This is a genomic window from Enterobacter cloacae complex sp. ESBL7, assembly GCF_041679625.1.
Taxonomy (GTDB): domain Bacteria; phylum Pseudomonadota; class Gammaproteobacteria; order Enterobacterales; family Enterobacteriaceae; genus Enterobacter; species Enterobacter asburiae_B.
This window is the reverse complement of the sequence record NZ_JBGORN010000001.1, coordinates 250,032-276,381: the sequence shown is the minus strand read 5'-3', so window position 1 is coordinate 276,381 and position 26,350 is coordinate 250,032. Positions and strand designations below refer to the sequence as shown.

General features: G+C 51.5%; 27 protein-coding genes and 1 pseudogene. 20 read left to right on the top strand and 8 right to left on the bottom strand.

From position 1 onward, the window contains the following. The first annotated feature begins 222 nt into the window (after positions 1 to 222). The 13 genes and pseudogenes from ACERY3_RS01345 (at position 223) to ACERY3_RS01285 (ending at position 6,037) form a co-directional block, all read left to right on the top strand. Entirely contained in the window at positions 223 to 456 is a 234-nt protein-coding gene (locus tag ACERY3_RS01345) for a DUF905 family protein (protein ID WP_373224899.1), read from the top strand. Between the two features lie 108 nt (positions 457 to 564). Next, positions 565 to 1,383 (top strand): DUF932 domain-containing protein, encoded by an 819-nt coding sequence (locus tag ACERY3_RS01340; RefSeq protein ID WP_373224898.1) that lies wholly within the window; start codon positions 565 to 567, stop codon positions 1,381 to 1,383. Then, complete coding sequence (locus tag ACERY3_RS01335) at positions 1,383 to 1,637, top strand: hypothetical protein (protein ID WP_373224897.1); 255 nt, start codon at positions 1,383 to 1,385, stop codon at positions 1,635 to 1,637. The genes ACERY3_RS01340 and ACERY3_RS01335 overlap by 1 nt, the downstream gene beginning before the upstream one ends. A gap of 16 nt (positions 1,638 to 1,653) precedes the next feature. Continuing rightward, entirely contained in the window at positions 1,654 to 2,139 is a 486-nt protein-coding gene (locus ACERY3_RS01330; protein ID WP_373224896.1) for an antirestriction protein, read from the top strand. A gap of 11 nt (positions 2,140 to 2,150) precedes the next feature. Continuing rightward, on the top strand, positions 2,151 to 2,630 hold the full coding sequence (gene radC / locus ACERY3_RS01325) for a DNA repair protein RadC (RefSeq protein WP_373224895.1): 480 nt from the start codon (positions 2,151 to 2,153) through the stop codon (positions 2,628 to 2,630). 14 nt (positions 2,631 to 2,644) lie between these two features. Further along, positions 2,645 to 2,866, top strand: coding sequence for a DUF987 domain-containing protein (locus ACERY3_RS01320; RefSeq protein ID WP_373224894.1), 222 nt, complete (start codon positions 2,645 to 2,647; stop codon positions 2,864 to 2,866). A 22-nt stretch (positions 2,867 to 2,888) separates the two neighbouring features. Beyond that, positions 2,889 to 3,248: a type IV toxin-antitoxin system YeeU family antitoxin gene (locus ACERY3_RS01315; protein ID WP_373224893.1), complete on the top strand. Its 360-nt coding sequence runs from the start codon at positions 2,889 to 2,891 to the stop codon at positions 3,246 to 3,248. A 51-nt stretch (positions 3,249 to 3,299) separates the two neighbouring features. After that, positions 3,300 to 3,677, top strand: coding sequence for a TA system toxin CbtA family protein (locus ACERY3_RS01310; protein ID WP_373224891.1), 378 nt, complete (start codon positions 3,300 to 3,302; stop codon positions 3,675 to 3,677). Continuing rightward, complete coding sequence (locus ACERY3_RS01305) at positions 3,674 to 4,165, top strand: DUF5983 family protein (protein ID WP_373224890.1); 492 nt, start codon at positions 3,674 to 3,676, stop codon at positions 4,163 to 4,165. The genes ACERY3_RS01310 and ACERY3_RS01305 overlap by 4 nt, the downstream gene beginning before the upstream one ends. A 29-nt stretch (positions 4,166 to 4,194) precedes the next feature. Then, positions 4,195 to 4,384: pseudogene (locus ACERY3_RS01300) on the top strand (hypothetical protein). 83 nt (positions 4,385 to 4,467) lie between these two features. Next, a complete protein-coding gene (locus ACERY3_RS01295) occupies positions 4,468 to 5,310 on the top strand; it encodes a DUF4942 domain-containing protein (protein ID WP_373225539.1) in 843 nt (280 codons plus the stop codon). 173 nt (positions 5,311 to 5,483) lie between these two features. Next, positions 5,484 to 5,720: a type II toxin-antitoxin system CcdA family antitoxin gene (locus ACERY3_RS01290; protein WP_373224889.1), complete on the top strand. Its 237-nt coding sequence runs from the start codon at positions 5,484 to 5,486 to the stop codon at positions 5,718 to 5,720. 2 nt (positions 5,721 to 5,722) lie between these two features. Next, a complete protein-coding gene (locus ACERY3_RS01285) occupies positions 5,723 to 6,037 on the top strand; it encodes a CcdB family protein (RefSeq protein ID WP_373224888.1) in 315 nt (104 codons plus the stop codon). A 283-nt stretch (positions 6,038 to 6,320) separates the two neighbouring features. Here the strand turns inward: ACERY3_RS01285 and ACERY3_RS01280 are convergent, their stop codons facing one another. Then, positions 6,321 to 9,029 carry a cation-transporting P-type ATPase gene (locus ACERY3_RS01280; protein ID WP_058841227.1) on the bottom strand — a complete coding sequence of 903 codons (2,709 nt, stop codon included), beginning with the start codon at positions 9,027 to 9,029 and terminating at the stop codon, positions 6,321 to 6,323. Positions 9,030 to 9,506: 477 nt separating this feature from the next. Here ACERY3_RS01280 and ACERY3_RS01275 point away from each other — a divergent pair, with 477 nt between their 5' ends. Next, a complete protein-coding gene (locus tag ACERY3_RS01275; protein WP_013097677.1) occupies positions 9,507 to 9,755 on the top strand; it encodes a DUF1158 domain-containing protein in 249 nt (82 codons plus the stop codon). 290 nt (positions 9,756 to 10,045) lie between these two features. Here the strand turns inward: ACERY3_RS01275 and ACERY3_RS01270 are convergent, their stop codons facing one another. The 6 genes from ACERY3_RS01270 to ACERY3_RS01245 all read right to left on the bottom strand — a co-directional run bounded on the left by ACERY3_RS01270 (position 10,046) and on the right by ACERY3_RS01245 (position 16,449). After that, positions 10,046 to 10,588, bottom strand: coding sequence for a hypothetical protein (locus ACERY3_RS01270; RefSeq protein WP_139153149.1), 543 nt, complete (start codon positions 10,586 to 10,588; stop codon positions 10,046 to 10,048). Between the two features lie 8 nt (positions 10,589 to 10,596). Continuing rightward, the gene (locus ACERY3_RS01265; RefSeq protein ID WP_072210802.1) at positions 10,597 to 13,071 is read right to left on the bottom strand and encodes a fimbrial biogenesis usher protein; all 2,475 of its coding nucleotides are present in this window, start codon (positions 13,069 to 13,071) and stop codon (positions 10,597 to 10,599) included. A gap of 52 nt (positions 13,072 to 13,123) precedes the next feature. After that, positions 13,124 to 13,828 (bottom strand): fimbria/pilus chaperone family protein, encoded by a 705-nt coding sequence (locus ACERY3_RS01260; RefSeq protein WP_058841225.1) that lies wholly within the window; start codon positions 13,826 to 13,828, stop codon positions 13,124 to 13,126. A 115-nt stretch (positions 13,829 to 13,943) separates the two neighbouring features. Beyond that, positions 13,944 to 14,663, bottom strand: a complete 720-nt coding sequence (locus tag ACERY3_RS01255; RefSeq protein ID WP_081318801.1) for a DUF1120 domain-containing protein — start codon at positions 14,661 to 14,663, stop codon at positions 13,944 to 13,946. A gap of 308 nt (positions 14,664 to 14,971) precedes the next feature. Beyond that, complete coding sequence (locus tag ACERY3_RS01250) at positions 14,972 to 15,313, bottom strand: RamA family antibiotic efflux transcriptional regulator (protein WP_010428317.1); 342 nt, start codon at positions 15,311 to 15,313, stop codon at positions 14,972 to 14,974. Positions 15,314 to 15,345: 32 nt separating this feature from the next. Next, entirely contained in the window at positions 15,346 to 16,449 is a 1,104-nt protein-coding gene (locus ACERY3_RS01245; RefSeq protein ID WP_058841223.1) for an MBL fold metallo-hydrolase, read from the bottom strand. Positions 16,450 to 16,639: 190 nt separating this feature from the next. On the opposite strand from ACERY3_RS01245, the gene ACERY3_RS01240 reads away from it, so the two are divergent. The 6 genes from ACERY3_RS01240 (at position 16,640) to ACERY3_RS01215 (ending at position 24,959) form a co-directional block, all read left to right on the top strand. Continuing rightward, positions 16,640 to 17,230 carry a TetR/AcrR family transcriptional regulator gene (locus ACERY3_RS01240; protein ID WP_023310663.1) on the top strand — a complete coding sequence of 197 codons (591 nt, stop codon included), beginning with the start codon at positions 16,640 to 16,642 and terminating at the stop codon, positions 17,228 to 17,230. Continuing rightward, positions 17,220 to 17,588 (top strand): MmcQ/YjbR family DNA-binding protein, encoded by a 369-nt coding sequence (locus ACERY3_RS01235; RefSeq protein ID WP_058841222.1) that lies wholly within the window; start codon positions 17,220 to 17,222, stop codon positions 17,586 to 17,588. The genes ACERY3_RS01240 and ACERY3_RS01235 overlap by 11 nt, the downstream gene beginning before the upstream one ends. A 120-nt stretch (positions 17,589 to 17,708) precedes the next feature. Continuing rightward, complete coding sequence (nfsB, locus tag ACERY3_RS01230) at positions 17,709 to 18,362, top strand: oxygen-insensitive NAD(P)H nitroreductase (protein ID WP_039264018.1); 654 nt, start codon at positions 17,709 to 17,711, stop codon at positions 18,360 to 18,362. 404 nt (positions 18,363 to 18,766) lie between these two features. After that, positions 18,767 to 21,400, top strand: a complete 2,634-nt coding sequence (locus ACERY3_RS01225; RefSeq protein WP_058841221.1) for a filamentous hemagglutinin N-terminal domain-containing protein — start codon at positions 18,767 to 18,769, stop codon at positions 21,398 to 21,400. 143 nt (positions 21,401 to 21,543) lie between these two features. Continuing rightward, positions 21,544 to 23,157, top strand: coding sequence for a ShlB/FhaC/HecB family hemolysin secretion/activation protein (locus ACERY3_RS01220; RefSeq protein WP_233423229.1), 1,614 nt, complete (start codon positions 21,544 to 21,546; stop codon positions 23,155 to 23,157). An 86-nt stretch (positions 23,158 to 23,243) separates the two neighbouring features. Next, positions 23,244 to 24,959, top strand: a complete 1,716-nt coding sequence (locus ACERY3_RS01215; protein ID WP_373224887.1) for a Wzy polymerase domain-containing protein — start codon at positions 23,244 to 23,246, stop codon at positions 24,957 to 24,959. A 305-nt stretch (positions 24,960 to 25,264) separates the two neighbouring features. Here ACERY3_RS01215 and ACERY3_RS01210 read toward each other — a convergent pair whose 3' ends face one another. Next, positions 25,265 to 26,284: a fimbrial protein gene (locus ACERY3_RS01210; RefSeq protein WP_373224886.1), complete on the bottom strand. Its 1,020-nt coding sequence runs from the start codon at positions 26,282 to 26,284 to the stop codon at positions 25,265 to 25,267. Between the last annotated feature and the right edge of the window lie 66 nt (positions 26,285 to 26,350).

Here is a 26,350-nt window from a genome sequence, read left to right as displayed (position 1 = left end):
CACAGTACCTCTCTTATTTACCCCGCAGGGGCATTCGCGAATGCCCCTGTCCGTCCTGGTTCACCTCCGGGACTGACTCAATGACATGACTCAAAATACAGGTCACTACGCTGGGCCTGTTGCTGACATGGTGCACCAGCGACCGGACACAGCAGTTTGTGGAAGACCATGACGAAGACAGCCTTGATAATGCCCTTTATGACGCTTGCCAGGAGCATACACATGCACAACACCGACAGTCCGCTACTGCCCGAAGGCCCCTTTTCCCGCAGGCAGGCTGAAACAATCGTAGCGGCGTACCAGAACGCGGCTATTGAAGACGACCAGTGTACCCATTTTCGGCTGGTCATCCGCGACAGCGATAACCAGTTGATCTGGAGGGCGTGGAATTTTGAAGACAATGCCGGGTATTGGCTTAACCGCTATCTGCTCAGCCACGGACTACCTCAGCACTGACTCGCCACGGGCCTCACCCGGATACCCGCCACACCAACAGGCCATGTTCCCACAGGAGCATGGCTTTTTTGTTTATGCCGTTCAGTCAACCAACAAAGGAGATTAACAATGCGATTAGCCAGCCGCTTCGGGCGGACAAACCAGATCCGCCGCGACCGTCCCTTAACCCGTGACGAACTGATGCAGGTCGTTCCCAGCGTCTTCAGTGAAGAGCGCCACGAGTCCAGAAGCGAAAAATACGCTTACATCCCCACCATTACTCTGCTCGAAAATCTTCAGCGTGAAGGCTTTGAACCCTTCTTCGCCTGCCAGTCACGCGTACGCGACCCTGACCGCCGGGAGCACACCAAACACCTGTTACGTCTGCGTCGGGCCGGGCAGATCAATGGCCAGCAGGTACCGGAGATCATTTTGCTCAACTCGCACGATGGCTCCAGCTCATATCAAATGCTGCCAGGGCTGTTCAGAGCCATCTGCACCAACGGGCTCGTCTGCGGACAGTCGTTCGGTGAAATTCGCGTGCCGCACCGGGGCAATGTGGCCGGGAAAGTGATTGAGGGGGCTTATGAAGTGCTCGGTGTTTTTGACCGGGTGGAAGAGAAGCGTGACGCCATGCAGTCGCTGCGGTTACCCCCACCGGCACAACATGCCCTGGCGAACGCCGCCCTGACGTACCGCTTTGGGGAAGAACACCAGCCGGTGACCGCTACGCAGATACTGACTCCGCGACGGTATGAGGACCGTCAGGACGACCTGTGGACCATTTATAACCGCATTCAGGAGTCTTTGCTCAAAGGTGGTCTGCCAGGGCGCACCGCACAGGGAAAACGTACCCACACCCGCGCGATTAACGGCATAGATGGCGACGTTAAATTAAACAGGGCGCTGTGGGTGATGGCGGAAAGCCTGCTGGAGACGCTGAAGTAATGCCGCGTATCCCTGATGGCCGTCATCCGATTACGCCATATCCGTTCGCCCTGCTGAGCCTGCCGGGCTGTCGTTCCATCTCTGACGACGACCTGTGCGCCTGGTGCTCACATCTTCTCTACCGGCCCGGTGAGCTCAGCCTCTGCCAGTTAAGTCTTCCTGAAGGCCACTGGCCATCACGCTGTGATGAGGATGGCTATGCGCAGTCCTGCCCGTCATGCCTGCTGAACCAGCATCCCCAACCCGAGAAATAAACAAGGAAAAATGACTATGACCGACATTATCAACCTTAACGATACCTTCCCGTTACAGACACAACCTGCCGGTGCCGGTTCTGAGCCAGCGCTGACCGCTACCCTCGTACAGGACGAGCAGCGCGTGGGCTTCTGGCCGCAGCACTTCGGCAGCATACCGCAGTGGATAATCCTCGAACCGACCGTCTTCACCTGGATGGACCGCCTCTGTGCAGACTACAGCGGCGGCATCTGGAACTTTTACACGCTCAGCAACGGCGGTGCGTTTATGGCCCCGGAAGCAGACGACAATACCCATGAACAATGGTCCCTGTTCAACACCATGAACGGTAACGGCGGTGAGCTCAGCAGCGAGGCCGCCGGGATTGCCGTCTGTCTGATGACGTACAGCCACCACGCCATGCGCACCGAAAGCGACGCCATGACCGAACACTACTACCGCCTGCGGGACTACGCGCTCAGTCACCCCGAATGCAGCGCCATCATGTACATCATCGACTGAGGTAAGCCGCGATGGAACAACCGTTACCGCTGTTTGCCCGTGAATTAGCTCCTGCCGACCAGCAGACGGTCAGGGAGGCATTAACCCTGCTGGAATGCCAGTTACGTGAACCCGGCGCGTCATTTACCTCCAGCCATGCCGTCCGCGACTGGCTGCGTCTGCATCTCGCGCCACTGGAGAGGGAAGCGCTTTCTGTTCTGTGGCTCGACAATCAGCATCGCCTGATAGCCCACGACACGCTGTTTCTCGGAACAATCAACACCATCACCGTGCATCCGCGAGAGGTCGTAAAGGCCGGTCTGAAGCACAACGCTGCGGCTGCCGTTCTGGCGCATAACCACCCGTCAGGGGAGGCGGAGCCCAGCAAGGCTGACAGACTGATTACAGAGCGTCTGAAGCAGGCGCTGGAGCTGGTCGATATTCGCCTGCTGGACCATCTGGTGGTGGGCGGGATGGAAATAGTCTCGTTTGCAGAGCGAGGATGGATTTAAGGAGCAAAATATCGATGAAGATTATCAGTAAGCGCCAGGCAATGGCGATATACCGCCAGCATCCACAATCCCGGCTGTTTCGCTTCTGTACCGGCAAATATAAATGGTCTGGCAGCATCTGCCACTATGCCGGCCGGGATGTCCAGGATATCAGCGGTGTGCTCGCTGTCTTCGCAGAACGCCGACAGGACCGCAACGGTCCCTATGTCGTGTTGCGCAGCGTTACCCTGAATTAATTCACGTTTAAGGAAGACTAAATTGTCGAATGAAATACCGGCAGTAAACCACAATATCGCCGAACCCTGGTGGGGGCTTAAACGCGATATCACACCCTGTTTTGGTGCCCGTCTGGTGCAGGAAGGCAACCGGCTGCATTACCTGAATGACCGCGCCAGCATCACCGGAACGTTCAGCAAGGCGGATTTACGCCACCTTGATCAGGCGTTTCCGGTTCTGCTCAAACAGCTGGAATTAATGCTGGTTTCCGGTGAACTCAATCCCCGCCATCAGCACGGCGTCACGCTCTATGCAAAAGGGCTGGTATGCGAGGCGGATACCCTAGGCAGTTGTGGTTATCTCTATATCGCGATTTACCCGACACCTGTAACAACCGCTTAAACTTTCGTACCGCTTCCTCTCGTTTTAACCCATCAGCTAAGAGATCCAACTATGCAAACTCAACCTGTTCCCCCGACACGGGAGGTTTCACCACGCCCGTCACCCGTGGAGATCTGGCAGCGCCTCCTGAGTCACCTGCTGGAGCACCACTACGGTCTGACGCTCAACGACACACCTTTCGGCAACGATGGCGTGATTCAGGAGCATATTGACGCCGGTATCTCACTGTGCGACGCCGTGAATTTTATTGTGGAAAAATACGATTTGGTTCGCACCGATCGTCACGGCTTCAGTGCCGAAACACAGTCGCCGCTTCTCACCAGTATCGATATTCTCCGCGCCCGCAAAGCCACCGGGCTGATGACCCGCAACGGCTACAAAATGATGACCGATATCACCACAGGCAAATACCGCGAGGTGCAGCAATGAAGTTATCCCTGACGGTAGAAGCCGACGCCATCAACGTTCTGGCCCTGAATGCGGGCCGGATCGCCGTCGATATTGACGGCATTGAACTGGCTGCGCTGATCGATGTGGTCTGTGACAACGGGTATTCACTTCGCGCTGCTGACGAGCCAGGCAAGCTGGTAGTGGAAGATCCACTGCCGCCCGTCGCCCACGTAAACTGCATCCAGTGCAGCACCGCTCATATCACGGCGGAAGACAATGCTCTGCTGTTTACCCTTTCGCACCAGCATGAAGACTTTGGCGACCAGGAATGGATTTCGTACACCGGATCGGGTTATCTGCTCTACCTGGGCGCGTGGTCATTTCCGGTCTTACGCCTCAAACGTCTCGGCCTGTCGAAAGCCTGCCGTCGGTTAGTGTTGACGCTTATCCGTCGCTACGCCGCTGGTATTGTTCATCTGGATGCCTTTGGCGAAGTACTGCCGGGCTTTGCCACCTTCGACTGGTAACACAACCACAATCACCACCAGGTTTTCACCTGCCGAAATTAACCACCGAAGCCGCTCTCAACATTCTGATTGAGTGGCTGCAGGACAACATCGATTGTAACAGCGAGATTATCTTCGACAACGACGAAGACAGTGCTGTTGCCCTGGATTGAACGTGCGCGTCAGGACGTTCGCGATCTCCGTCATCTCCAGCTTCTGCGTCATGCCAGAACTGATTAGCCGCCTGACAATATTCATAACACACGTATAAGCGCCAGCCCTCACCGGCTGGCGCTTTGCTTTATATAAAGGAAATAAAAATGATGTCAGAACTTACTCTCACCGAACCCGAAGTATTAACCGACCACACCGACGTGATTTGCTCTACCAGCATTGAACGCATCGTCACAGGTCGTAACGCTGCGCTGGCACAGATTGAAGCGCTCATTCAGCAACTTGATGACATCTCATTGCTGACGTTCTCACTGGGAGCGGGTACGGCAAAAGAATGGGGAATGAAACAGCACCGCTATGAATGCTGGCTAATGGAGAAAGCGGATACGGCGATGAAAGCCATTACCCGCAGTATCGATCGCGGGATATGGCGAGATTTGATGCAACGCTCTGGAATGCAGAGCCTGATGGACGCGCAGGCCCGTGATGAATGGCACAACAGCCTGGAAAAGGAGGATATTCCGGCTGTCAGTGAAGAGAATATCCTTAGCACGTTTGAGCAATTGCATCTGAATAAAGGCGAGGTGTTTGAGCGCGGAGTGATAAATGTGTTCAAAGGGCTGAGCTGGGATTTTAAGACGAACTCGCCCTGCAAGTTTGGTGCGAAAATCATTGTGACGGGACTGGTCAAATATGACCGGTGGGGATTTGGGCTTAACTGGGGCTGGCAGCGTGACCGCCTGGCAGACCTTGAGCGTATGCTGATGCTTCTGGATGGTAAGCCGGTTCCTGACAACCGCGCTGACGTTACCCGTCGTCTCGGCGATCATATCCATGCTAACCGGCACAGCAACCGTTACGAGGACGAGATGTTTACGATTAAGTACTTTCAGAAAGGAACAGCCCATATCACCTTTAAGCGACCTGAACTGGTCGATAAACTGAATGACATCATCGCCCGTCACTATCCGGGGGCGCTGGCGGCAAGATAAATTTTGTTTTATTTGTGGGGCTCCCCAGAAAGTCGCATCCCCCGCAAATGCCCTGCCAAAATCCGTGCCGGGTAATCCCTGAGCGGCATTTTTTCTTATTGCATATTAGCCAGCTTCTGTGCGTGTATAATGTCGTGTATGCAACACGTAACATCATCAGTAGGGAGCACAGTATGACTACCAGACAACGCAATACCCAAAGCGTCACAATGACGTTAGAACGAGGATTACTCAGCCGGGCGCGTGAGGCCGGTATTAACCTTAGCGCCACCCTGACGGCGGCACTGGATACTGAACTACGTCATCTGGCCGTAAGCCAATGGCAGGAAGAAAACAAGGAGGGGATAGAAGCGTTAAACCGTTTTCATGATGAACATGGCTGCTTCAGTGACGATCACAGGACGTTTTAACGATGCAATTCACCGTATACAGCAATACCGGGAAGAGCAGCACGTACCCTTTGTTGCTTGACGTCACGAGCGATATCATCGGACAGCTAAATCGCCGGGTCGTGATACCGTTATTACCGATTGAAAAATATCCTGGTGGTAATCGACCGGAGAGGATGATCCCACTCATCAAACTAACCGATGGCAAGGAATACGCAGTCATAACCCACGAGCTGGCAAGTATCCCTGTCCGTGCCCTGGGGGCTGAGTTCTGTAATGCGGTGCAATACCGCGTAAAGGTAAAAGCAGCAATAGATTTTCTGTTTGACGGAATTTAGGATCCCGTCAGCAAATTGATCTTTATTCTGGTCGCTAATTCATTACAGTCCATGCAGCCCCAAACCGTACTGAGCACGGGAGTATTCTCTGATGAGAAGATAACAAATCACTACAAACGAAGCCGCAAACACCTGGGGGCCACTATGGGGGCAACAAAATAAATAATGAAAAAATAAATTCTTAAACATCAATTGAGTATGTTTTTTAATACCCTCCCCCACAGGGAGAGGGAGGTCAGAGTCCCCTCTCCCTGCGGGAGAGGGTTAGGGTGAGGGCAAAAGGTTATGCAGCCTTACGGAACCTGCGGGTCAGTCGCTTCTCGATTTCGACGACGAAGAACATCACGCCCGCTACCGCCAGGGTCACAAACCAGTAGCGCAGCGGCAGCGCTTCGGTGCCGAACAGCATCTGCATCAACGGCAGGTAGATAATCGCCGCCTGGAGCAGGAACAGCACGCCCGTCACCAGCCAGATCCCTTTGTTCGCCAGCAGGCCGCGGTTCAGGGAGAACCCTTCGGTGTTGCGGCAGTTAATCATGTACACCCACTGGGCGCAGACCAGCATCTGCAGCAGCACGGTGCGGATGAACTCCGCGCTGTGGCCGCGCGGGGCCAGCCAGGCTTCCAGCGCAAAGGCGGCGATGGCAATCATGGTGCCGACGAAGGCCACGCGCCAGACGGCGTAGGCGTCCATTACGTGCTGTCCGGTCTGGCGAGGCGGACGACGCATGATGTTGCGCTCGGCGGCTTCGAAGGCCAGGCCGAAGGAGAGCGTGGCGGAGGTGGCCATGTTCATCCACAGAATCAGCACCGGCGTCAGCGGAATGATGTTCCCCGCCAGCAGCGCAATTACAATCAGCAGCCCCTGCGCGAGGTTGGTCGGCATGATGAACAGAATCGTCTTCTTCAGGTTGTCGTAAACGCGACGCCCCTCTTTCACCGCGCTGGCGATGGTGGCGAAGTTGTCGTCCGTCAGGACCATGTCCGCCGCCTCTTTGGTCACTTCCGTGCCCTTGATGCCCATCGCGATGCCGACGTCAGCCTGACGCAGCGCCGGGGCATCGTTCACGCCGTCACCGGTCATGCCGACGATTTCGCCTTTGTCCTGCAGCGCTTTCACCAGGCGCAGCTTATGCTCCGGGCTGGTACGGGCGAAGATGTCATACTTCACCGCCGCTTCCGCCAGCGCGGCGTCGTCCATCTTCTCCAGCTCGTAGCCGGTGACCGCCTGCTCGCTGTTGGCGATCCCCAGCATCTGGCCAATGCTCATCGCCGTCTGCGGGTGATCCCCGGTGATCATCTTCACGCGGATCCCCGCCTGCTGGCAGGCGTTAATCGCATCAATGGCTTCCGGACGCGGCGGATCCATCATCCCGGCGATGCCGAGGAAGATCAGGCCGTGGCTCAGGTCATCGTGCGTCAGTTCCTGCTCGCCGTTCGCCGGCTTGAACGCCGCGGCGACCATGCGCAGCCCCTGACGCGCATAGCGCTCCATCTCGCTTTCCCAGTACGCGCGGTTGAAGGCTTCCGCACCGTTGCGGGTCTGCTGCTGCGCGCACAGGGCGAAAATGACGTCCGGCGCGCCGGTGATCAGGATCTGCTCCTCACCGCCAATCTGGTAGTGGGTGCTCATGTACTTGTACTGCGAGTCGAACGGGATCTTGTTAACCAGCGTGGTCATGACCGGCTCAAGGCTGGCCTTCGCCGCCAGCACCTTCAGCGCGCCCTCGGTTGGGCCACCGGTGATGCCCCACAGGCCGCGCTCGTCCTGGATCAGCTGGCTGTCGTTGCACAGGTCGATGGTGCGCAGGTAGTGCTCCAGCACGGTGCCCGGCTGGATGTGGACCGGCTCATCGCTGCCTTCCAGGTAGATGTTGCCCACCGGCTCGTAGCTGTTGCCGTCCACGCGATAGCAGGCGTCAGCGGTGATAATGGCTTTAACCGTCATCTCGTTCATGGTCAGGGTGCCGGTTTTATCCGAACAGACCACGGTCATCGCGCCGAGCGTTTCCACCGTCGGCAGCTTGCGGATAATCGCCCGCTTGCGCGCCATCGCCTGCACGCCCAGCGAGAGGATGATGGAGATAATCGCCGGCAGACCTTCCGGCACGGAGGCCACCGCCAGGCTAATCAGGGAGAGCAGCAGCTCGCCCATCGGGATCTCGCGGAACACCAGGCTGAAGACAAACAGCGCGGCCATCATCGCCAGAATAATGGCGAAGATCGCTTTACCCAGCTTGTCCATCTGAACCAGCAGCGGCGTGCGGTGCTTTTCGATACCCGCCATCATCTGGTTAATATGGCCGAGCTCCGTATCCTTACCGGTCGCGGTGACCACGCCGACGCCGCCGCCCGCGCTTACGGTCGTTCCGGAGAAGACCATATTGGTGCGATCGCCCAGCGGCAATTCACCGCTCAGCGGATTAACGTGTTTATCCACCACGGTGGATTCACCGGTCAGAATCGCCTCTTCCACGCGTAAATTATGCGCTTCGATTAAACGCATATCCGCCGGAATACGATCTCCCGCGCGTAATACAATAATATCGCCCGGGACTATTTCAGTTGTGGGTAGAGTTTCGTGATTGCCGTTACGAATAACGCGCGCCTCGCTGGAGAGCATATTGCGAATACTCTTCAGGGATTTTTCCGCGTTGCTTTCCTGAATATGGCCAATTAAGGCATTGATTACCGCCACGCCCAGAATAACCAGCGTATCAACCCAGTGGCCCATTATTGCCGTTAATACGGCGGCGGCCAGCAGGACATAAATCAGCACATCATTAAAATGGGCCAGAAAACGCAGCCAGGCGGGTTTGCCTTTTTTCTCCGGCAGCGCGTTCGGCCCTGTTTTTTGCAGACGCGCCTGCGCCTCTGCACGATCCAGACCGCTGGCCTGGCTCTGCGTGTGGGTAAGCACCTGCTCTACGGTCTGCTGGTATGCCAGCCCGCCGGAAGGCGGCATGTTTGGGGACAATTTTTTTTCGGTCATCGTATTTTTCCTTCAATATCCGGTGAACAGAAGCCTGAATTCCTTTCTGGCTAAATAAATTCATTTTAAAGTCTTGCGGGTAAAATTGATCTACCGCAATATAATGACTTCTCGGTTATTCAAAACTGATTAAAACTATTTCGATGGCCTGATTTTTACAAAATATTTCTAAACCAACATTAAACGAGGGGGAACCATGTGGGGTATTTATCGCGGACGCCGACTGGTGTTATACGTTATCGCGGCCATTGTTATTGCCACGTTAATTGGTTATAGCACCTATACATTTGTAAAATTATTTTCCTGATAAAGACGTTTATTTACATAACGCGATATTAATATAAATGCCGGGCCATATTTTGTTATTTATTCGAAAAATAATATCTTCGTTTTGTTCAATAACGTCTTAGTCGCTGTTATTGCTTTACGTTACAGGATGCCGGACAATGACATTTTTAACTGACGATTAACATTACGATGAAACACCCGTTAGAATCGCTGCTTACGGCAGGCGGCATTTTATTGCTGGCCCTGCTCTCCTGCCTGCTGTTGCCCGCTCCGTCGCTGGGTCTGGTGCTGGCGCAGAAGCTGGTTCAGACCTTTCACATGGTCGATCTGAACCAGCTTTACACCATTCTGTTCTGCGTGTGGTTTTTACTGCTGGGTGCTATCGAATTCTTCGTGCTGCGTTTCGTCTGGCGCCGCTGGTTTTCACTGGCGTCGTAAGCCGATGAAATCGCGCATGCCGTGATCAGCGCTTCTCACCGGGCCGCGAAGTCGTGGCCTCGCGGAACAGCGGGTCGATAGCACACCGATGACTGTCGCGCTACACGATTTAACCCAGGACAACGTGGCGGATACCAGGTATGTGGCGTCATGCGCAAGCAATACGGCGAGTTGATATGGGATTGGCCACACACAATGATGGCGACGGTGAACGGTTGCCAGTAAAGCGAAATTGCCGGGTAGCGCCTATGCTTACCCGGCATATGTTCTGGATATAAAGCTAAAAAGCCTTATTCCGTTTCAACATTAATCTGTATATCGCTCATAACATCATGCTTATCTCTGACATGAAGCTCATTTTTGTTAAGAACAGGTTTGAGTGTGAGCGTAACGCTGAACTGCTTACCAGCCAGAATCTGCGAACCCTGGACAGGAATCAATCCCTGTTGCGCCTGGACAAGATGGTTATCCTCGCTTTGCCCTGCAATAACAAACGGGTCATGAGAAACAGTATGGCTCAGCGAAACATTCTTCCCATCCAGTGTTGCCTGAGTGGCCTGAATGAACAGCCCACTCCGATCGCCGAAAATAAATGCCCCTTGCTCTCCCGATTTACCGCTAAAGAACAGCGCCATCTTTTGTGGTTCAGTACAAAATGCCGTGAGATGAACATCTCGTTGAGCTAACGCATTCCACTGTTTAACGGTATTGACGATATCGTCAGGTTTAATTTGACCATAGTTAACATCATGCTGTGACAGTGATACCTGGCAATCAGCAAGTGAATATGGCATACAGACCAATTGCATCAGTCCTGCCACGATATATTTCATATAATGTCTCACTGGCATACTCCGGTGATGTCCTCATAGAAGTTATTAAGGTCTTGTTTTTCTGGCAATTTGAAATGCAACTGACACTGATGTCTTCCCTGCTCATCAACTGCATACAAGGTCGGTAAATTTTGCACATCGCTTAAAAATACCAGACCATCTTCAATCGCAGTGGCAACATAATTACCTTTGCTATCAACCACAGAACTCCCTTTCGTCAATATACCTTTATCCTGGCGCGAAACATGTAACATGATTCTACGGGTATTGATCACACCAAAACGCACCTGGCTCACGGCACCATGTCCACTCGCAACGATTGAAATACCGTTGTTTACATCGATATTTTTGGGTAAGGTTTCAGTATTAATTTCGATGCGAGCATTATGATAAGCAGGCAGTGAAGGGATCACCGCACGCCCCCAGCGATCTGTCCAAACGTCACCGGACGGAGTCGATATTTCAACATTACTCACTTTTTCATCCAGCGACACTAACGCGAAGGTGTCATCAATTGGATACGATGAAAAAGTCACGCCCTTGGAATGTGCCAGTACACCGCCGCTCAGTCGTGCGCCATAATTTTTGTTGTCGTTACCCGTGGTCCCTGCATTGAGACCAAGCTGAGTGAAATGCAAATTGTCGCTCAGGCTGCCATCAAAACTATTTTCATTGTTAAACATGTCGCGCTCTGCGGCGACGGAATAAGAGACCTCAGGGCTAATAGTTCCACTGCTTTGTAATCCACTGTGCTCAGAATCACCTTGTTTGCGCATATACGCGCCGACACGCTGAGAACCAATAGGAACACTCATATTCACGTAAAACATATCAGCATTGGTGTTGTGATTGTCATTGTCATTGTCATCGCGGTTTAACTGGCTTTGCCAGTTTGCCGTTATGCTGAATCGCGAGAAGGTTTTACCCCATGCCAACGTAACGTAACGCGTGTCGTTTTCACCCTTACTGCCTTTATTCAGGCTGTATCCAAGATTAACTGAACCTAAGATGTTATTACTCCATCCCACGTTACCGCTGTATTGACCGCTATATTGAATAAAATCATCCTGCAATGTATCGGCTAATTCACGATAACCGGAGGTGAAATGCGACGCGGCGGCAGACAAGGAAATATTATTGCCTGGTGAATAACTGGCACTGAGCGTGGACTCCGTTCCTTTATTATCATCTTTAGAATCCTGTGAAGCTTTAATGACCGAAGACAGAAGTGTTTCAGACACTGGTGAAACATCCGCAGAGAAAGCCAGGGCATTATATTTTGTTGCCGTCAATCCACCGGCACTCACATTCATCCAGGGTGAAATTTTCCAGCCTTTGGATGCAGTCAGCAGATAGGGCAATTCACCGTTACTGTCTATATCCCGAAGCTTACCTGCGGCGATGGAGAACCCCTGTGGTCCACCTAGCTGGTTAGGATGCAATGATTCAGCGGGAATAACATAATGGTTCTCTGAGCCATCAGTTTCTTTTACCTTAACATCAAGCGGTGTATTTACGCTGGTAATCGGAACATTACTTAGCGAAAAAGGACCAGCAGGAACCAGCGTAGAATACACCAGTGCGCCATTTTGTCGAACTTCGACACGCGCTTGTGGACCCTGGGCAATACCCTTAACCGTTACACCTGAACCCGAATTAACGTTAAGTTCTGCTTCTGGAACCATTTGCACGCCGGAAATCGCGGAACCAGAAAATAAGGTATTACTGATGTAGATCTGCCCAGCCTGCACTAATGCTTGCTGATCAACAAATGTATGTTGTACATAGGTATACAGCGCATCATTACTCAACTGGCCATCATTATTTGTGAAAATCTGACGACTGCGTAAAAGCCAGTCGTTAAAGTTAAGACCTTCTTCCGTCGAAGCCTGAGTATAATGACTTTGATCATTACTATAGGTATTTTTAGTCGTAAAGACGTCGTAATTCAGCAGACCTGCTGCTCCGCCCTTTTGATAGTTTTTAATAAGCATATTGTCATGGGCTTGTGCCTCCTCAGGTACAATGAGGTCCAGACGCTCTTCACCAGGGCGTTTAATAATAACGGTTGTAGGATAATATTTTTTATAATCAAAACAGGTATCAGTCTTTTTCCCTTGTATAGCTTTAGCATCCTGATTTTCTTGCTCGGTAAAAAACTGGCTTATCTCACCGGGGATCTGCAGCCCTGCCGCTGTCAGGAAATCATTATCGACGCATAACTCACCGGCATTATCAAATCGAGCAGTCACGCTACCAATATTTTTTCCATTAACATACAGAGTAACCGGACTTCGTCCTGGTGCAAATTTTGCTTTATCCGCAAAGTAATCGCTCAAAGCGCTATCAAGACCACGAGTCTTCAAAACGTCTTTGTCAAATTCAGCCATGTTATCTGCAGCAAAACATTTTGCATCGATCGCAGCACAGAGGAGTACACTGCACACAATGCCTATTTTAAACGTTATATTTTCAGGTTTCATAATTAACGAACAAAAAAATACCAGAAGTTGTTTTGATTACTCGATGACGAGATTAATGTGCATTCAGTTGTGCCGTATAATTTTCTATTTGCACACCATAGCGACTGACCGGCGAAAACGTGACCTGAGTATCTCCCGCGAGAGATCTACCCGTATCAACCACTATGGATTGGCCTGGCAATATATAGCTGCGCGGAAATTTGATCGTCGTTTTAGACGGTAATGCTACACTCTGCGGCTGGAAACGTACGACATATGGACTGGTATTCTGCAAAGTGATAGCTGTGCCATTCACTTTCCAGGTAAGCAAAGTCCATGCATCTTGTCGTTCAGGTATGCCTGACGGATGAATAATCACCGGTAAATCCTGACGGATATTAAATCCAACAGCGTCTTTCCCTACTTCCTTCTGCGGAATTCCTTCAAAAACAACGCGCGCCATGTGTTCCACTTTCAGTGGCGCATCGGTTTGCAATACAAATCGTACATGCTGAGTATCGCCGCCCTCCACACGCGTTACTGGCTGCGTGGCAATCAGGTGAAAACCTTTTTCTCCTGGCAACTCGGTAATACTGGTGTAAAGAAGCTGCGGCCTTTCATCGCTATTTTTAACATTCATACTCCCACCCTTCGCTTCTTCATTGATGAAGAGCATGGACGTTTCTGGAATCAATCCCGTTGCCTTGGCGGAAGGAGTATTTAAAACACCAAGCAAAATGAAAAATAACAGACTGAAAGGATAATTACGGTTAGACATTGATTTCACCATGGAAATGAAGGGCGAAAATAAAACATATTTAAATAAGGGTGCAATGAAATCATTACACCCTCAATACTTCTAACAAAAATTTAAATTGGTATCTAAATAGTTATTAGAGATAAACCAGAGATAAGGTTGTTAAGCCATCGAGATTCGTCTCGTCGGTGATAGCAAGAGTCGTTGTGTCTTGAATCGCAGCGTTCACACGCAGTGGCAGCACGGCAACTTTAAAGGCCTTAGGCACAACAGTGCCTGTTGCGGCAAAACTCCAGACTTCTGTACCATCCGGTCTGAAACCGGTGCTCATTGACGTTACACTTCTCCAGTCAGTACTGGTTACCGAAGCGCCAGCCGTTTTCTGGACAATCATATCAGCCGCAACGCCATCCAAAGTTACGCCTGATCCATCTGTGTGAGCGGATGTAATGGTATAAGCGCCTAGCTTGACTCCACCAGTTGTCTGACCTAAACCAAACTCCCACGCACCAGAGTTGATGTTAACGTTATTGCTCGTTCCCTGACTAATCAGGAGTGCTTGCCGGCTTGAGCTACGACCATCCATTGCAGAAACACCTACTGCCATGGGTGCATCACATGTAATTGTTAACGTGATTTCTTTTTTGCCTAACTGATTTACATCAGTAGCGCTGAGCGTGCTCACTTTAAGACGACCAAAATCGGCAACACCATCATTACTCAGTGTTGGTGTACAGGCTGTATTACCCAACACACCTTTAACTTTCAGATCAACTGTATCACCAGCAAATGCAGAGAAGGCTGCACTTACTAATAATGCTGAGGTCAATACCTTACCAATCATTTCTTTTTTCATTTACGACACCTATATTCTATCCGTTCCGCTATAATATTTAACGGTGCACGCTATATATCGCCCTTACCCAAAAGGTACATATACAAACATCAAGCAATATTAATTAACCCCACCGCGGCGCCTATTAAATATCCAGACAGTGAATATAACAAGAAACAGGCAATCCTAATCAGGATCCTAAATTACTTGAAGTAGAATATTAAGCAGCGTAGTAATGAAATAGCGAGGATCTTACAGGAAATGATAATAGAGAAATGCCAGGGTATACTTTTGGCCCGGTAAGCATAGCGCCACCGGGCGATAACAACTCAATGCGTCTGACTGTGGTTCTCTTTACGGTAGGCACCAGGCGGCTGGTTGAACGTCCGGGTGAAGATACGGGTAAACGTCTGCTGCGAGTCAAACCCGTAACGCAGGCAGATGTCGTAGACCCGAGCGTCGGATTCACGCAGATCGCGCGCCGCCAGCAGCAGCTTGCGCTCACGGATATAACGCCCCAGGCTCTCCCCTTTGTACTGCATAAACAACCGCTGCAGGTGCCACTTCGAGTAGCCCGCGTGGCGGGCAATCTCTTCTATACGTAATGGCTGGTGCAGATTGTCGTCGATCCATTCGACGATAGTGTCGATGACTTGAGCGGAAATGGTCATGCTGCTGTCCCCCTCTGCTTCTCGCTTAAACATTATTCCCACCACGCGCGAAAGGTTTGCGTGGCGTCATTCACCCGGACGGGCTCGCCCAGCGCCGGTGTCAGTAGCCGATAGTTTTTATCCTTGCTGGCTTTAGCCAGCTGGATCAGCGGATCGTTCCACGTATGTTTCGCCAGCACGAAGCGTCCGTTATGCCCGGGCACCACGGCTTTCGCGTTCAGATCCACCGAGGCCTGCGCCGTTTCCTCCGGCAGCATGTGGATGTACTTCCAGTCCTGGTCGTACTGGCCGTTTTCCATGATGGCGACATCCACGCCATCAAACTGCTCGCCGATGGCCTTAAAGTGCGGGCCGTAGCCGGAGTCCCCGCTGTAATAAACCTTCCGCTCTGGCGTGACGAACATAAAGCTGCCCCACAGGGTTCGATCGCGCTTGATGCCGCGCCCGGAGAAGTGGCGCGCCGGCAGAACATGCACCGTCAGTTCATCGCTGATGCGTACCGACTGGTTCCAGTCGCGTTCGTCAATAATCTCAGGCTTCATCCCCCAGTAGCGCAGATGGGATCCCACGCCCAGCGGCGTCACCACGCGCTTCACCTTAGGCAGTAGCGCCCTGATGGTGGCGTAATCCAGATGATCGTAGTGATCGTGCGAGATAATCAGCAGGTCGATTTCCGGCATGCTTTCAGCGCGCCACGGATACTCTCCGGCAAAGGCTTTATTCAGGAACGAGAACGGCGCGGCGTAGTTGCCGAGCACCGGGTCGATCAGGATGCGTTTGCCCGCGAGCTGCAGGTACCACGAGGAGTGACCGAGCCACACCAGGGTGTCCTGCTCCAGCGGCAGGCTCGCAAGATCGGTTTTCACCAGCGGCAGCGGCTGGGCCGGGCGCGCGTTTTCGGTTTTTTTGGTCAGAAAATCCCACGTTGCGACCAGCATGTTTTTGTCGCCGTTATAGCCCGGCGTTGGCAGCGTATTGTGGAATTTCCCGTCGCGATACTGGGGAGAGGCCTCCACTTCGGTGAGCTGCTCACCCTGCGGTGGCTGGCCGAATCCGGCATTCAGTACAAACGGTAAACTCGCAGCTGAAGCAATAATCATGATTAACACCACGCAGATGAAGAGAGGTTTTTTCATATCCAGACCCGAAAACGCGCCCCATCCGATAGTTTGCGCGGGGTAAACTTGATTATGAGTGAGTAAGCACTCATTATAGATATGATGATAAAGTCGTCAAGACGTTTTCGATCTTTGACATTCCGCGTTGCAGCGTGTCAAAGCACGTGTTTCAATCAGGGTTTTTATAATTGACAGGGGGAAAAATTTAGTGGCACGTCCGAAGAGTGAAGATAAAAAACAGGCCTTACTGGAAGCCGCAACGGTGGCGTTTGCACAGTCAGGTATTGCCGCCTCAACGTCGTTAATCGCCCGTAACGCGGGCGTCGCCGAAGGGACCCTGTTTCGCTACTTTCCCACTAAAGACGATCTGCTAAATGCCCTCTATCTGCACCTGAAGCAGGATCTCTGCCAGGCCATGCTGGCAAACCTCGATCGCACCATCACGCTGCCCAAAGAACATACCCGCAATATCTGGAACAGCTACGTGGACTGGGGTATTCGTAACCCCGTTTCTCATGCGGCTATCCGCCAGATCGGCGTCAGTGAAAAGCTGAGCGCCGAAACGGAACAGGCGGTGAAAGAGATGTTCCCGGAACTCCATGAGCTGTGCCGCCGCTCGGTGCGTCAGGTGTTTATGTCAGATGAATTTAAAACGTTTGGCGATGCGCTTTTCTTATCGCTGGCCGAATCCACGATGGAATTTGCCACTCGCGACCCTTCCCGCGCCGTTGATTTTAAAGCGCTCGGTTTTGAAGTGATGTGGCGCGGGCTGGCCCAGGAAGAAAACGATGGACAGTAAATCCCTGCAGGAACATGCAATGCGCGTGGCCCTTGAGTTGCCCTTCACCGAGCACTGCTGGCCGTTTGGGCCGGAGTTTGACGTGTTTAAAGTGGGCGGAAAGATTTTCATGATCGTCGCGGTCGCGCACGGGCGACCGCACGTCAGCCTGAAGTCAGACCCGGAAAAATCGCTGTTAAATCAGCAGATCTATCGCGGGATAGAGCCGGGCTACCATCTGAGTAAGAAGCACTGGATTTCCCTTTACGGCACCGACGACGTGACGCCGGAACTGGTTACTGACCTCATTCATGATTCCTGGAATCTGGTGGTGGATAAGCTGCCGAAAAAAGACCAGAAGTGGATCCGGCCGGTCTGATTGTTCGTCTGAGACGAACAGATTAAGCGCTCGAATTGCACTTATCTTTTTCCGCGTCCCGCTGTAATCTGCATTCCTTTCGCGCCCGCGAGCGGGCGAATTTCATCACCAGGAGTTGTTATGGATATCATTTCTGTCGCCCTGAAACGCCACTCGACCAAGGCGTTCGACCCAAGCAAAAAACTGACCGCGGAAGAAGCGGAAAAAATCAAAACCCTGCTGCAGTACAGCCCGTCCAGCACCAACTCCCAGCCGTGGCACTTCATTGTGGCCAGCACCGAGGAAGGAAAAGCGCGCGTGGCGAAATCCGCCGCGGGCACCTATGTGTTCAACGAACGCAAAATGCTGGATGCTTCTCACGTGGTGGTGTTCTGCGCGAAAACCGCGCTGGATGACGCCTGGCTGGAGCGCGTCGTGGATCAGGAAGAGGCCGATGGCCGTTTCAACACGCCGGAAGCCAAAGCCGCAAACCACAAGGGCCGCACCTACTTCGCCGACATGCACCGCGTGGATCTGAAGGATGACGACCAGTGGATGGCGAAACAGGTTTACCTGAACGTCGGCAACTTCCTGCTGGGCGTGGGCGCGATGGGTCTGGACGCGGTACCGATTGAAGGGTTCGACGCCGCTATTCTCGACGAAGAGTTTGGCCTGAAAGAAAAAGGCTTTACCAGCCTGGTGGTAGTACCGGTTGGGCACCACAGCGTGGAAGATTTCAACGCCACTCTGCCGAAGTCTCGCCTGCCGCTGAGCACGATTGTCACTGAGTGCTGATCTCCTCTGGCACGCTGGGATCCGGCGTGCCTGTTTTCAATACCGCATACTCCCGTTGTGTATAGATGCATCAGTTAGCAGGCAAATTATTTGTAACAGCATAGAAATACTTATATCGGAAATTTCGCATACAATTTTATAATTAATAATTACGTTCTTTTATGTGATATCAACCAGTTACAGCCTCTCAGCACTCCAATCAATAACCCTCAAAAATATATCCATTTATTTTTTGTCACGCTCACGTTAATTATTCCATTCTGGTTCAGCATTAATTAATACGCATTTTGTATGAATTGTTACATGTCTATTTTTGTAATCGAGGTTGTGCATGTTTTTATGTGCTTCCATTTCGCATGAAGAGAAATGGGAACACTTTTTCAAGGAATTACAAGGATAGATATATGAAAAATAAAAGTGCAGTGAGCACAAAGGCTAATTCAAAGGTATTGCACGCCAAACTGGCGCCGACCTGCTTTGCGACTATGCTTGCGCTGGGCATGATTATGCCAGCTCAGGCTGCCATCGTGGCAGGTAATACCGATAAACCGGCCATTCATACGGATGCAAGTGGCGCAACCATCGTTGATATTAACAAGGCGAGCGCAGGTGGAGTTTCCCATAACGTTTATTCCGAATTTAACGTCGACAGCAACGGCGTAATCCTGAATAACAGCGGCACAGCAACCAACACCCAATTAGCAGGCCAGATCAATGGCAACGCTAATATGGCCGGCGGCAGCGCTAAAGTGATCCTGAACGAAGTGCGTTCATCCGATCCGAGCCAGCTGAACGGCATGGTCGAAGTGGCAGGCCAGTCCGCGCAGGTGATTATTGCCAACCCATCAGGCATCACCTGTGACGGTTGTGGCTTTATCAATACCAACCACGCTACGCTGACCACCGGTACCGCCACCTACGACAACAAGGGTGATGTTAGCGGTCTGGATGTGAGCAAAGGCCAGGTGACCATCACCGGTAAAGGGATGGATACTCGTTCTACGCAGTACACCGACATTATTGCCCGTTCAGTGAAGGTCAATGCGAAACTTCAGGCTAACGAACTGAATATCGTCACGGGTAACAACCACATCGATAAATATGGCCGTGTGCAGAAGAAGTATGACAGCAGCAATGCCCCTGACGTAGCGCTGGATGTGTCTGCGCTGGGCTCCATGTACGCGAATAAAATCTATATGGAAGGCACTGACGCCGGCGTTGGCGTGCATATCGATCGTGCTGACCTGACGGCATCGGACACGCTGTCAATCAACGTTGATGGTGTGGTCGAAAACAACGGTGGACATATCAGCGGTAAAAATGCAGCTACCGTGATGGGAAGTGATGTCCTGAACCATAACGGTCAGATTACCTCTGAGGGTATGGTGTCCGTTACCGCAGACAACACGCTGGACAACACTAACGGCGTCATCAAAGCTGCGATGGTTAATGTTTCCGGCAAAAATACCGTTAACAGCCATGGTTCCATTCAGGGCAGCCAGAATACCTTTATTACCGCTGACTCGCTGGACAACCGCGACGGTGAAATTCTCAGCAATGGCGATTTGACGATCGAACGCGCCTCATGGAATTACAACGCGCAGGGCGTGAATAATACCCATGGCAGCATTGTTGCTAAAGGTGCCCTCAACGTAGATGCTGCCAGCCTGAACAACTCCGCTGGCCGCGTAGAAACCAACGGAGCGATGGCCGTCAATGTCGACACGCTGACGAACGACAACGGTCTTATTTCCGCCGGGAACGGCTGGAACATGATCAACGCCTCCATGCTGAATAACGATAACGGTGTGATTCAGTCTCTGGGATCTGACAGCCAGCTTCAGGTGAGCGGCAACAACATGCTCTCTAACCGCAATGGTTCAATCCACAGCGACGGATCTGTTTCAATCAATGGCGCGCTGGATAATATGTCCGGCACCATCGCAGCCGAAAAAGACCTCTTTATGTACGGCACGTCTTACTATTCTGACCTTGCCAGTAAGATGGAAGCAGGCGGCAATATCGACATGACCGTGACCGGTACGTTCCAGAACGCCGGAACCCTCAAGGCGGGTCAGGATATGATGTTAACCATCGGTTCTAATGGCTGGAATAACTATGGCGGCCCGGTGCAGAACAGCGGTTCCATCGCGGCTGGCGGTCGCCTGGCGCTGCAGATGAACAGCAGTCAGTTCGACAACAGCGGCGACATTACCGCTAATCAGATGGATCTTCAGCTGGCAGACCTGTCCAACAGCGGCTCGATCGTCAGCAAGAATGATATCAACCTTAACACCACTAGCCTGGAAAACCGGGGTAACGGTACGCTCGTCGCAGACCATAACATCAACATTACCGCCTCTTATCTGATGACCGATGCAGGCAGCCAGATCAACGCGGGTTCTGATGCCATGCTGTTTGTCATGAACAATCTGGACAACAGCGGTGACATCCGCGCGGCGCATGACATTAATCTCGACGTAATGGGCAGCTACGGCTGGTCTCAAAGCACCGCGTATAACTACGGCACGATTGTGGCGGGTAATACCCTGAACGCACAGATGGACCGTGTCAACCTCATTAACGGCGGCACGCTGTCCGCTGATAACGGTATTACCCTGGTCAGCAACTACCTGACCAACAGCGGTAACATCACCAGTGCAAGTGATATTACGCTGAATACTGCCAGCGGTATTAACAACGAAGCCAGCGGCAATATTACCGGCGATCGCGTGTACACCACAGGCTACGTTAATAATATGGGTATTATTAACGAGACCGGTGCTGCGACCACGGATAACGGTGCAACGACCCCGGATAACGGTGCAACAACGCCTGACGACAGCAATACCAACCCAGACTCAGATGCCACGGCGGATAACAGTGGAAATACCACAGTTAAGCCAAACGGGACACCTGAAGGTAATGGCGTTTGGGAAAACGGCGTAGTTTATCACCCGGGTGATATCTATTACGGCTATGTTGTTCAGGACATTATTTATTATCCTGGCGGCTATGTCATCGCTACCGCTGCGTAATTCTTTTTAAATAAAAAGCCTCACATTTTCGTGAGGCTTTATTTCCTAACTATGTTTCTGCGATGAGTATCTCCAGGACGTTGTAAATTATAATGAACAATTATCAAGCGGGCCTCAGTTTCCTTTTTTTGTCCTTATGCTTAATGCAATCCTCTCTTCTTCATGCCGAACCAGCAACGATACAGCAGCAGGATCAAGCCCGACACGAACAGCTCGCCCCTCCGGGTAAGCCGCTGCTTACGGCTGAAAGCATGTCTAATGGCGACGCGCTTGTTCTTCCGAAAGAGTCTGTTTGCTACGACATTCACCATGTGAGAATCGACAATACGCAGTCGCTTCCACACTGGCTCACCTTTCGCGATGTCATTCGTCAGGCTGAGAATAACTGTATCGGCGTGAAGGGAATTAAAGCCATACATACGGCCGTGCAGGATCGATTAATATCCCACGGATTTATTACCACCCGCGTATTAATACCGGAGCAAAATTTGCACAAGGGAACGCTAACCCTGCGAATTCTGCCTGGACGCGTCAGTGATGTCATTATTCAGGATGAAAGCGGCCTCCCCGTTCATCGCTGGAATAACGTCCCACAAGGGCCGGACGATCTCCTCGATTTACGCGGTCTGGAACAGGGGCTGGAAAACCTGCAGCGTATACCCGGTTCGCAGGCCAGTATTCGTCTGATGCCGGGGGAAAATCCTGGCGATACGCGCGTTGAGATCAAGCGCGACCAGCGTAAAGCCTGGCGACTGGGCAGCTGGTTTGATGATTCGGGTAGTAAATACACCGGACGGTATCAGGAGGGCCTGGCGCTATATCTGGATAACCCCACCTCGCTCAACGATATGTTTTATGCAGCCTATGGCGGTGGCTTCAAAAATGAAAACGGCAAGCGTAACGATAATACCTCGGCGTTTTACTCCGTTCCCTGGGGATACTGGGCGCTGGAACTTTATGCCAGCCAGTACAGAACGACGCAGACTCTCCATAGCGGTGATTTTAACTACCGGTACAGTAGCGATGAAAAGTTAATGACCGCCGCGCTTAACCGCGTGGTTTACCGCAGCGCGAGCCAGAAAACCACGCTGGACTTTAAAGGGATCAAGCGGGATTCCCGCTACGATCTTAACGACGTGGAAGTGGAGGTTCAGCACCGGGACACCAGCAGCTGGCAGCTCAGCCTGGAACATTTAGCCTATCTTCCCTTCGGTCAGCTTACGGCAAGCCTCGGTTATCAACATGCCGCACCGTGGTTTGGTGAAGAACCCGATGCTGAAGAGATAGTGGGCAGTGCCGACGCGCAGGCGCGCATCATTACGCTGAGTGCAGACGGTACTTTCCCGTTCAAACTGGGCAAGTTTTCCCTCAGCTATGAACCGCATTTCAAGCAACAGACCACTCCGGACAGGCTGACCCAGCCCGATAAGTTCACCATCGGCAACCGCTGGACGGTGCGCGGCTTTGACGGAGAGTCCTCATTGTATGCCGACAAAGGGTGGTATCTGCGCAACGATATCAACCTGAATCTGCCGGTATGGGGAATGCAGCCGTACATTGGCGCAGACTATGGCGAAGTCAGCGGCTCAGAAAATGATTACTGGAGCGGGGCGCACATTGCCGGTGCGGTCGCAGGCGTGCGCGGGATAAAAGGCCATCTGGGGTATGACCTTTTTGCGGGTGTGCCTCTGGCAAAACCGGATGAGATGCATACCAGTCCCGTCACGCTTGGGTTTTCGGTGCAATGGCAGTACTGACGGAGAAAGTCTAAGAAAGGACGCGGGAGCGTTAACCCTTGTCGGAGAGGGTAAATACAATGATGATTTACCCTCTTCAGGCTCTAATGAACACGCTGACATTCTCTTTGATTACGCTGGCAAATACATTGCTAAACGCCCGCACGATTCGCGTGCTGATACTGTCCACTTTCAGCCTTTACTGGCTGGTGCTGCTCCATATTCCCTGGCCGAACAGCGGCGATTACGGCATGAACTTGCCCATGAACCTGCTGAGCTGGGGCATTATCTCACTGCTGGGTTTGATAGTTTGGCTATTACAGCGGGAAAAAACGGTACGCTTCACCCCTACCGGTTTGCTGATGCTGGCTAGCGCAATGCTGTTTACCGTTCCGGCTTTCTGGTCACCGCACGAGGCCTTACCTATCGCTCTGCCGAGGCTTGTCGGCATCTGGGGCGGAGCGTTGGTTTATATCACGCTTCTGCAGCAGCCCATTCGCGAAAATGAAACCGTTGCCCTCTTTTACCTGTTGGCCGCCGCAGCTGTTATTGAGTGCACCCTCTCTCTGGCCGGGTTTTACTGTCCTCAATATTTGCCTTTTCCCCTCAATTCGCTGGCGGAAATATATGACGGGCACGCGGCCGGCATCTTTCAACAGCTCAACGTGACCGCCTCATTTCTCGCGACCGGGCTTGCCGCCCTGCTCTATCTTCTTGCCGATACGCGGCGCGCGCTTTATCTGCCGCAAGCCGAGCGTGTGCGGTTCGTAGCCATCAGCGTCGCCATTATCGTGATAACGGCGACGCTGGTGCTCTTCCATTCCCGTATTGGCTGGATTGGCGGGTTAACCTCGATAGTCTGCGCATCGGTATTGTTCGCACAGGCTCGTTTTCGACACCGCACCACCCGCTGGCGGCGAGCGCTGATAATCCTGCTGCCGGTGCTCGGTGGTCTACTCGGTACGCTTATACTTCAGCAATCGATTGTGGCGTCGCTCCTGCATGAAGGTTCTAACCACCAGCGCTGGGTGACCCTGGCGTACACGTTGCGCATGATCGGCGTCCACCCCTGGCAGGGCTGGGGGCTGGGGATGTTCGAATCTGCATTTCAGCTCTTTATGGCCGCGTTACCCGGTGACAACCCGAGCCGCGAAATGATGCAGCACCCGCACAACGAAACGCTGTTTATCTGGGCTGAAGGCGGCGTACCCGCGCTGGCGGGGGGCGTGGCGCTGCTGTTGGGCTGGGTGGTACTGTGCCGCCGACGCAAAAACCTCTGGCAGTGGGCGGCGTTGTTAACCACGCTGCCGATCCTGCTGCATACGCAGGTGGAGTTTCCGCTTTACTATTCTGTGGCGCATTTCTTTGCCGTGCTGCTGCTGATGGCGGCTTCAGAAGGGAATGCTACTGCTTTCACCATGCGCCCTGCCCTGATCCGTCTGCCGCTGGTTGCTATTGCGTCATACGGCATCGTACTCTCCTTCCAGCTCTTTTCTGCCAGCATCGCGCTCGGCAATTTTGAAACTGCCCGGCTTGCGGATCGGCAGAGCATTACTCGTCTGCATGTTCCATGGCTGATGCAGATGCGCTATCAGCGCGATATTACACTGTTGCATCTGGCGAATTTCAATGAACACGGAGATTTGGCGGAACTGGAAATGTTCATGCGTAGTAATGCCCAGTGGATAAAGCTGCATATGGAAGAAGATGCGTATAACGATCAGATCAATATTCTTTATTTTTTAAACCGGCATACAGAAGCAGAAAAATTAAAAACCGAAGCCCATCGCTTAATGCCGTGGGACGACAGATTTAAACCTTGAGAGATAGCTCATTAATATTAAGCCGCGTGATGATACGTGGCTTAATATACTTTAAGATATAATTTAAACACAGACTTAAGCAATTCAAAACGAACTCAACCTTGCCAACTGGATCTGTAGTTTTCATCAGTATTTAGGTCGTAGTGGAAGACGTACAGATGTGATAACGGCACAGCTTAAGCCAGAGACGCTTGTGATAAAAGAAGTAGAATTAGCTCTGGCGGTACGAGAGACGTGGGTATTAAAAAGAAGCGCGGGTGAAGAATGCGAGGCCGGGCATCCTGCCCGGTTTATCTCAAATGAATTTACTGATAGGTTAGGTCCAGCGTTGCGATCCCGTTAGCGGTGCCAGGTTTTACCTGACTCTTCGTTTGATAGTAATGGGCAGTTATTGGAATGATTTCCTGTCCTCCATTAGATCGCATAAGGTTTAGAAGTTTATTTAATTCCAGAGACTGACCATCATACAGTATTTCAATACCCACACCATCCGCCACTCCGGGCTGACCTTGATTACTTAAAGACAACACTGAATCTTTAGATGAGTCAGGATTTTTAACCCCAGTCAACATAATATTAATATTTGCATTTGCATCACAGCTAAGTACCATATTTTGAGTGGCACTGTTGTCCGGTGAAAAACCTATTTGTGATGAGAATTTATCAACACTGACATTTCCCATTTCAAACAGTAACTTATCATTCATCAACGTACATTTGTCAGAAAAGACCTTCACTGATGATGTCAGATTAATGTCTGAGGTTTTTTTCGTGTAACCTGTGTTATTATATTCAATCTTTGTATTAATTACTGAAGGAATTGTCAAAAGAGCGCCCGAATTTAAAGGCTGGGATATTTTCACCAATTTAGATTTTATTTGAACTGTAACTGAGGAATTTTTAGTACCATGCATCCAATGGCATTTCAATCCATAATATGAATTATTATTCCTAAAATAATCCTGTGAAGATTCTGCACCACATACTGAAAAACCAGAGAAATTACTAACAGTAAAATAATATTTTATACCCACTCCAGCAAGATTTGTTGCAAAAACACCATCAAATCCAGAAACACTCTGAGTAGGTACGACTAAAAATTTGAACCATAAATCTCTATCAGCCCCTCCGGCATCCAGAATACCATTGCATGTCAATGTTGTTTCGATAAAAGGATTTATAAAATCACTTTCCTTACCAACAGGATCGTCCCTCTGAAAATGAACATCATCCGACAGAACGACAGATACGGGATTGCTGGTGCAGACATCTTCATCCGATCCTACAGCGTAACAACTCTGTGAGAACGAAATAAATAACAACATCAATAAAACACAGTATTTCATACGAGATTGGAAGCCCATCAGCCAAATTACTACCCGAAGAATAGG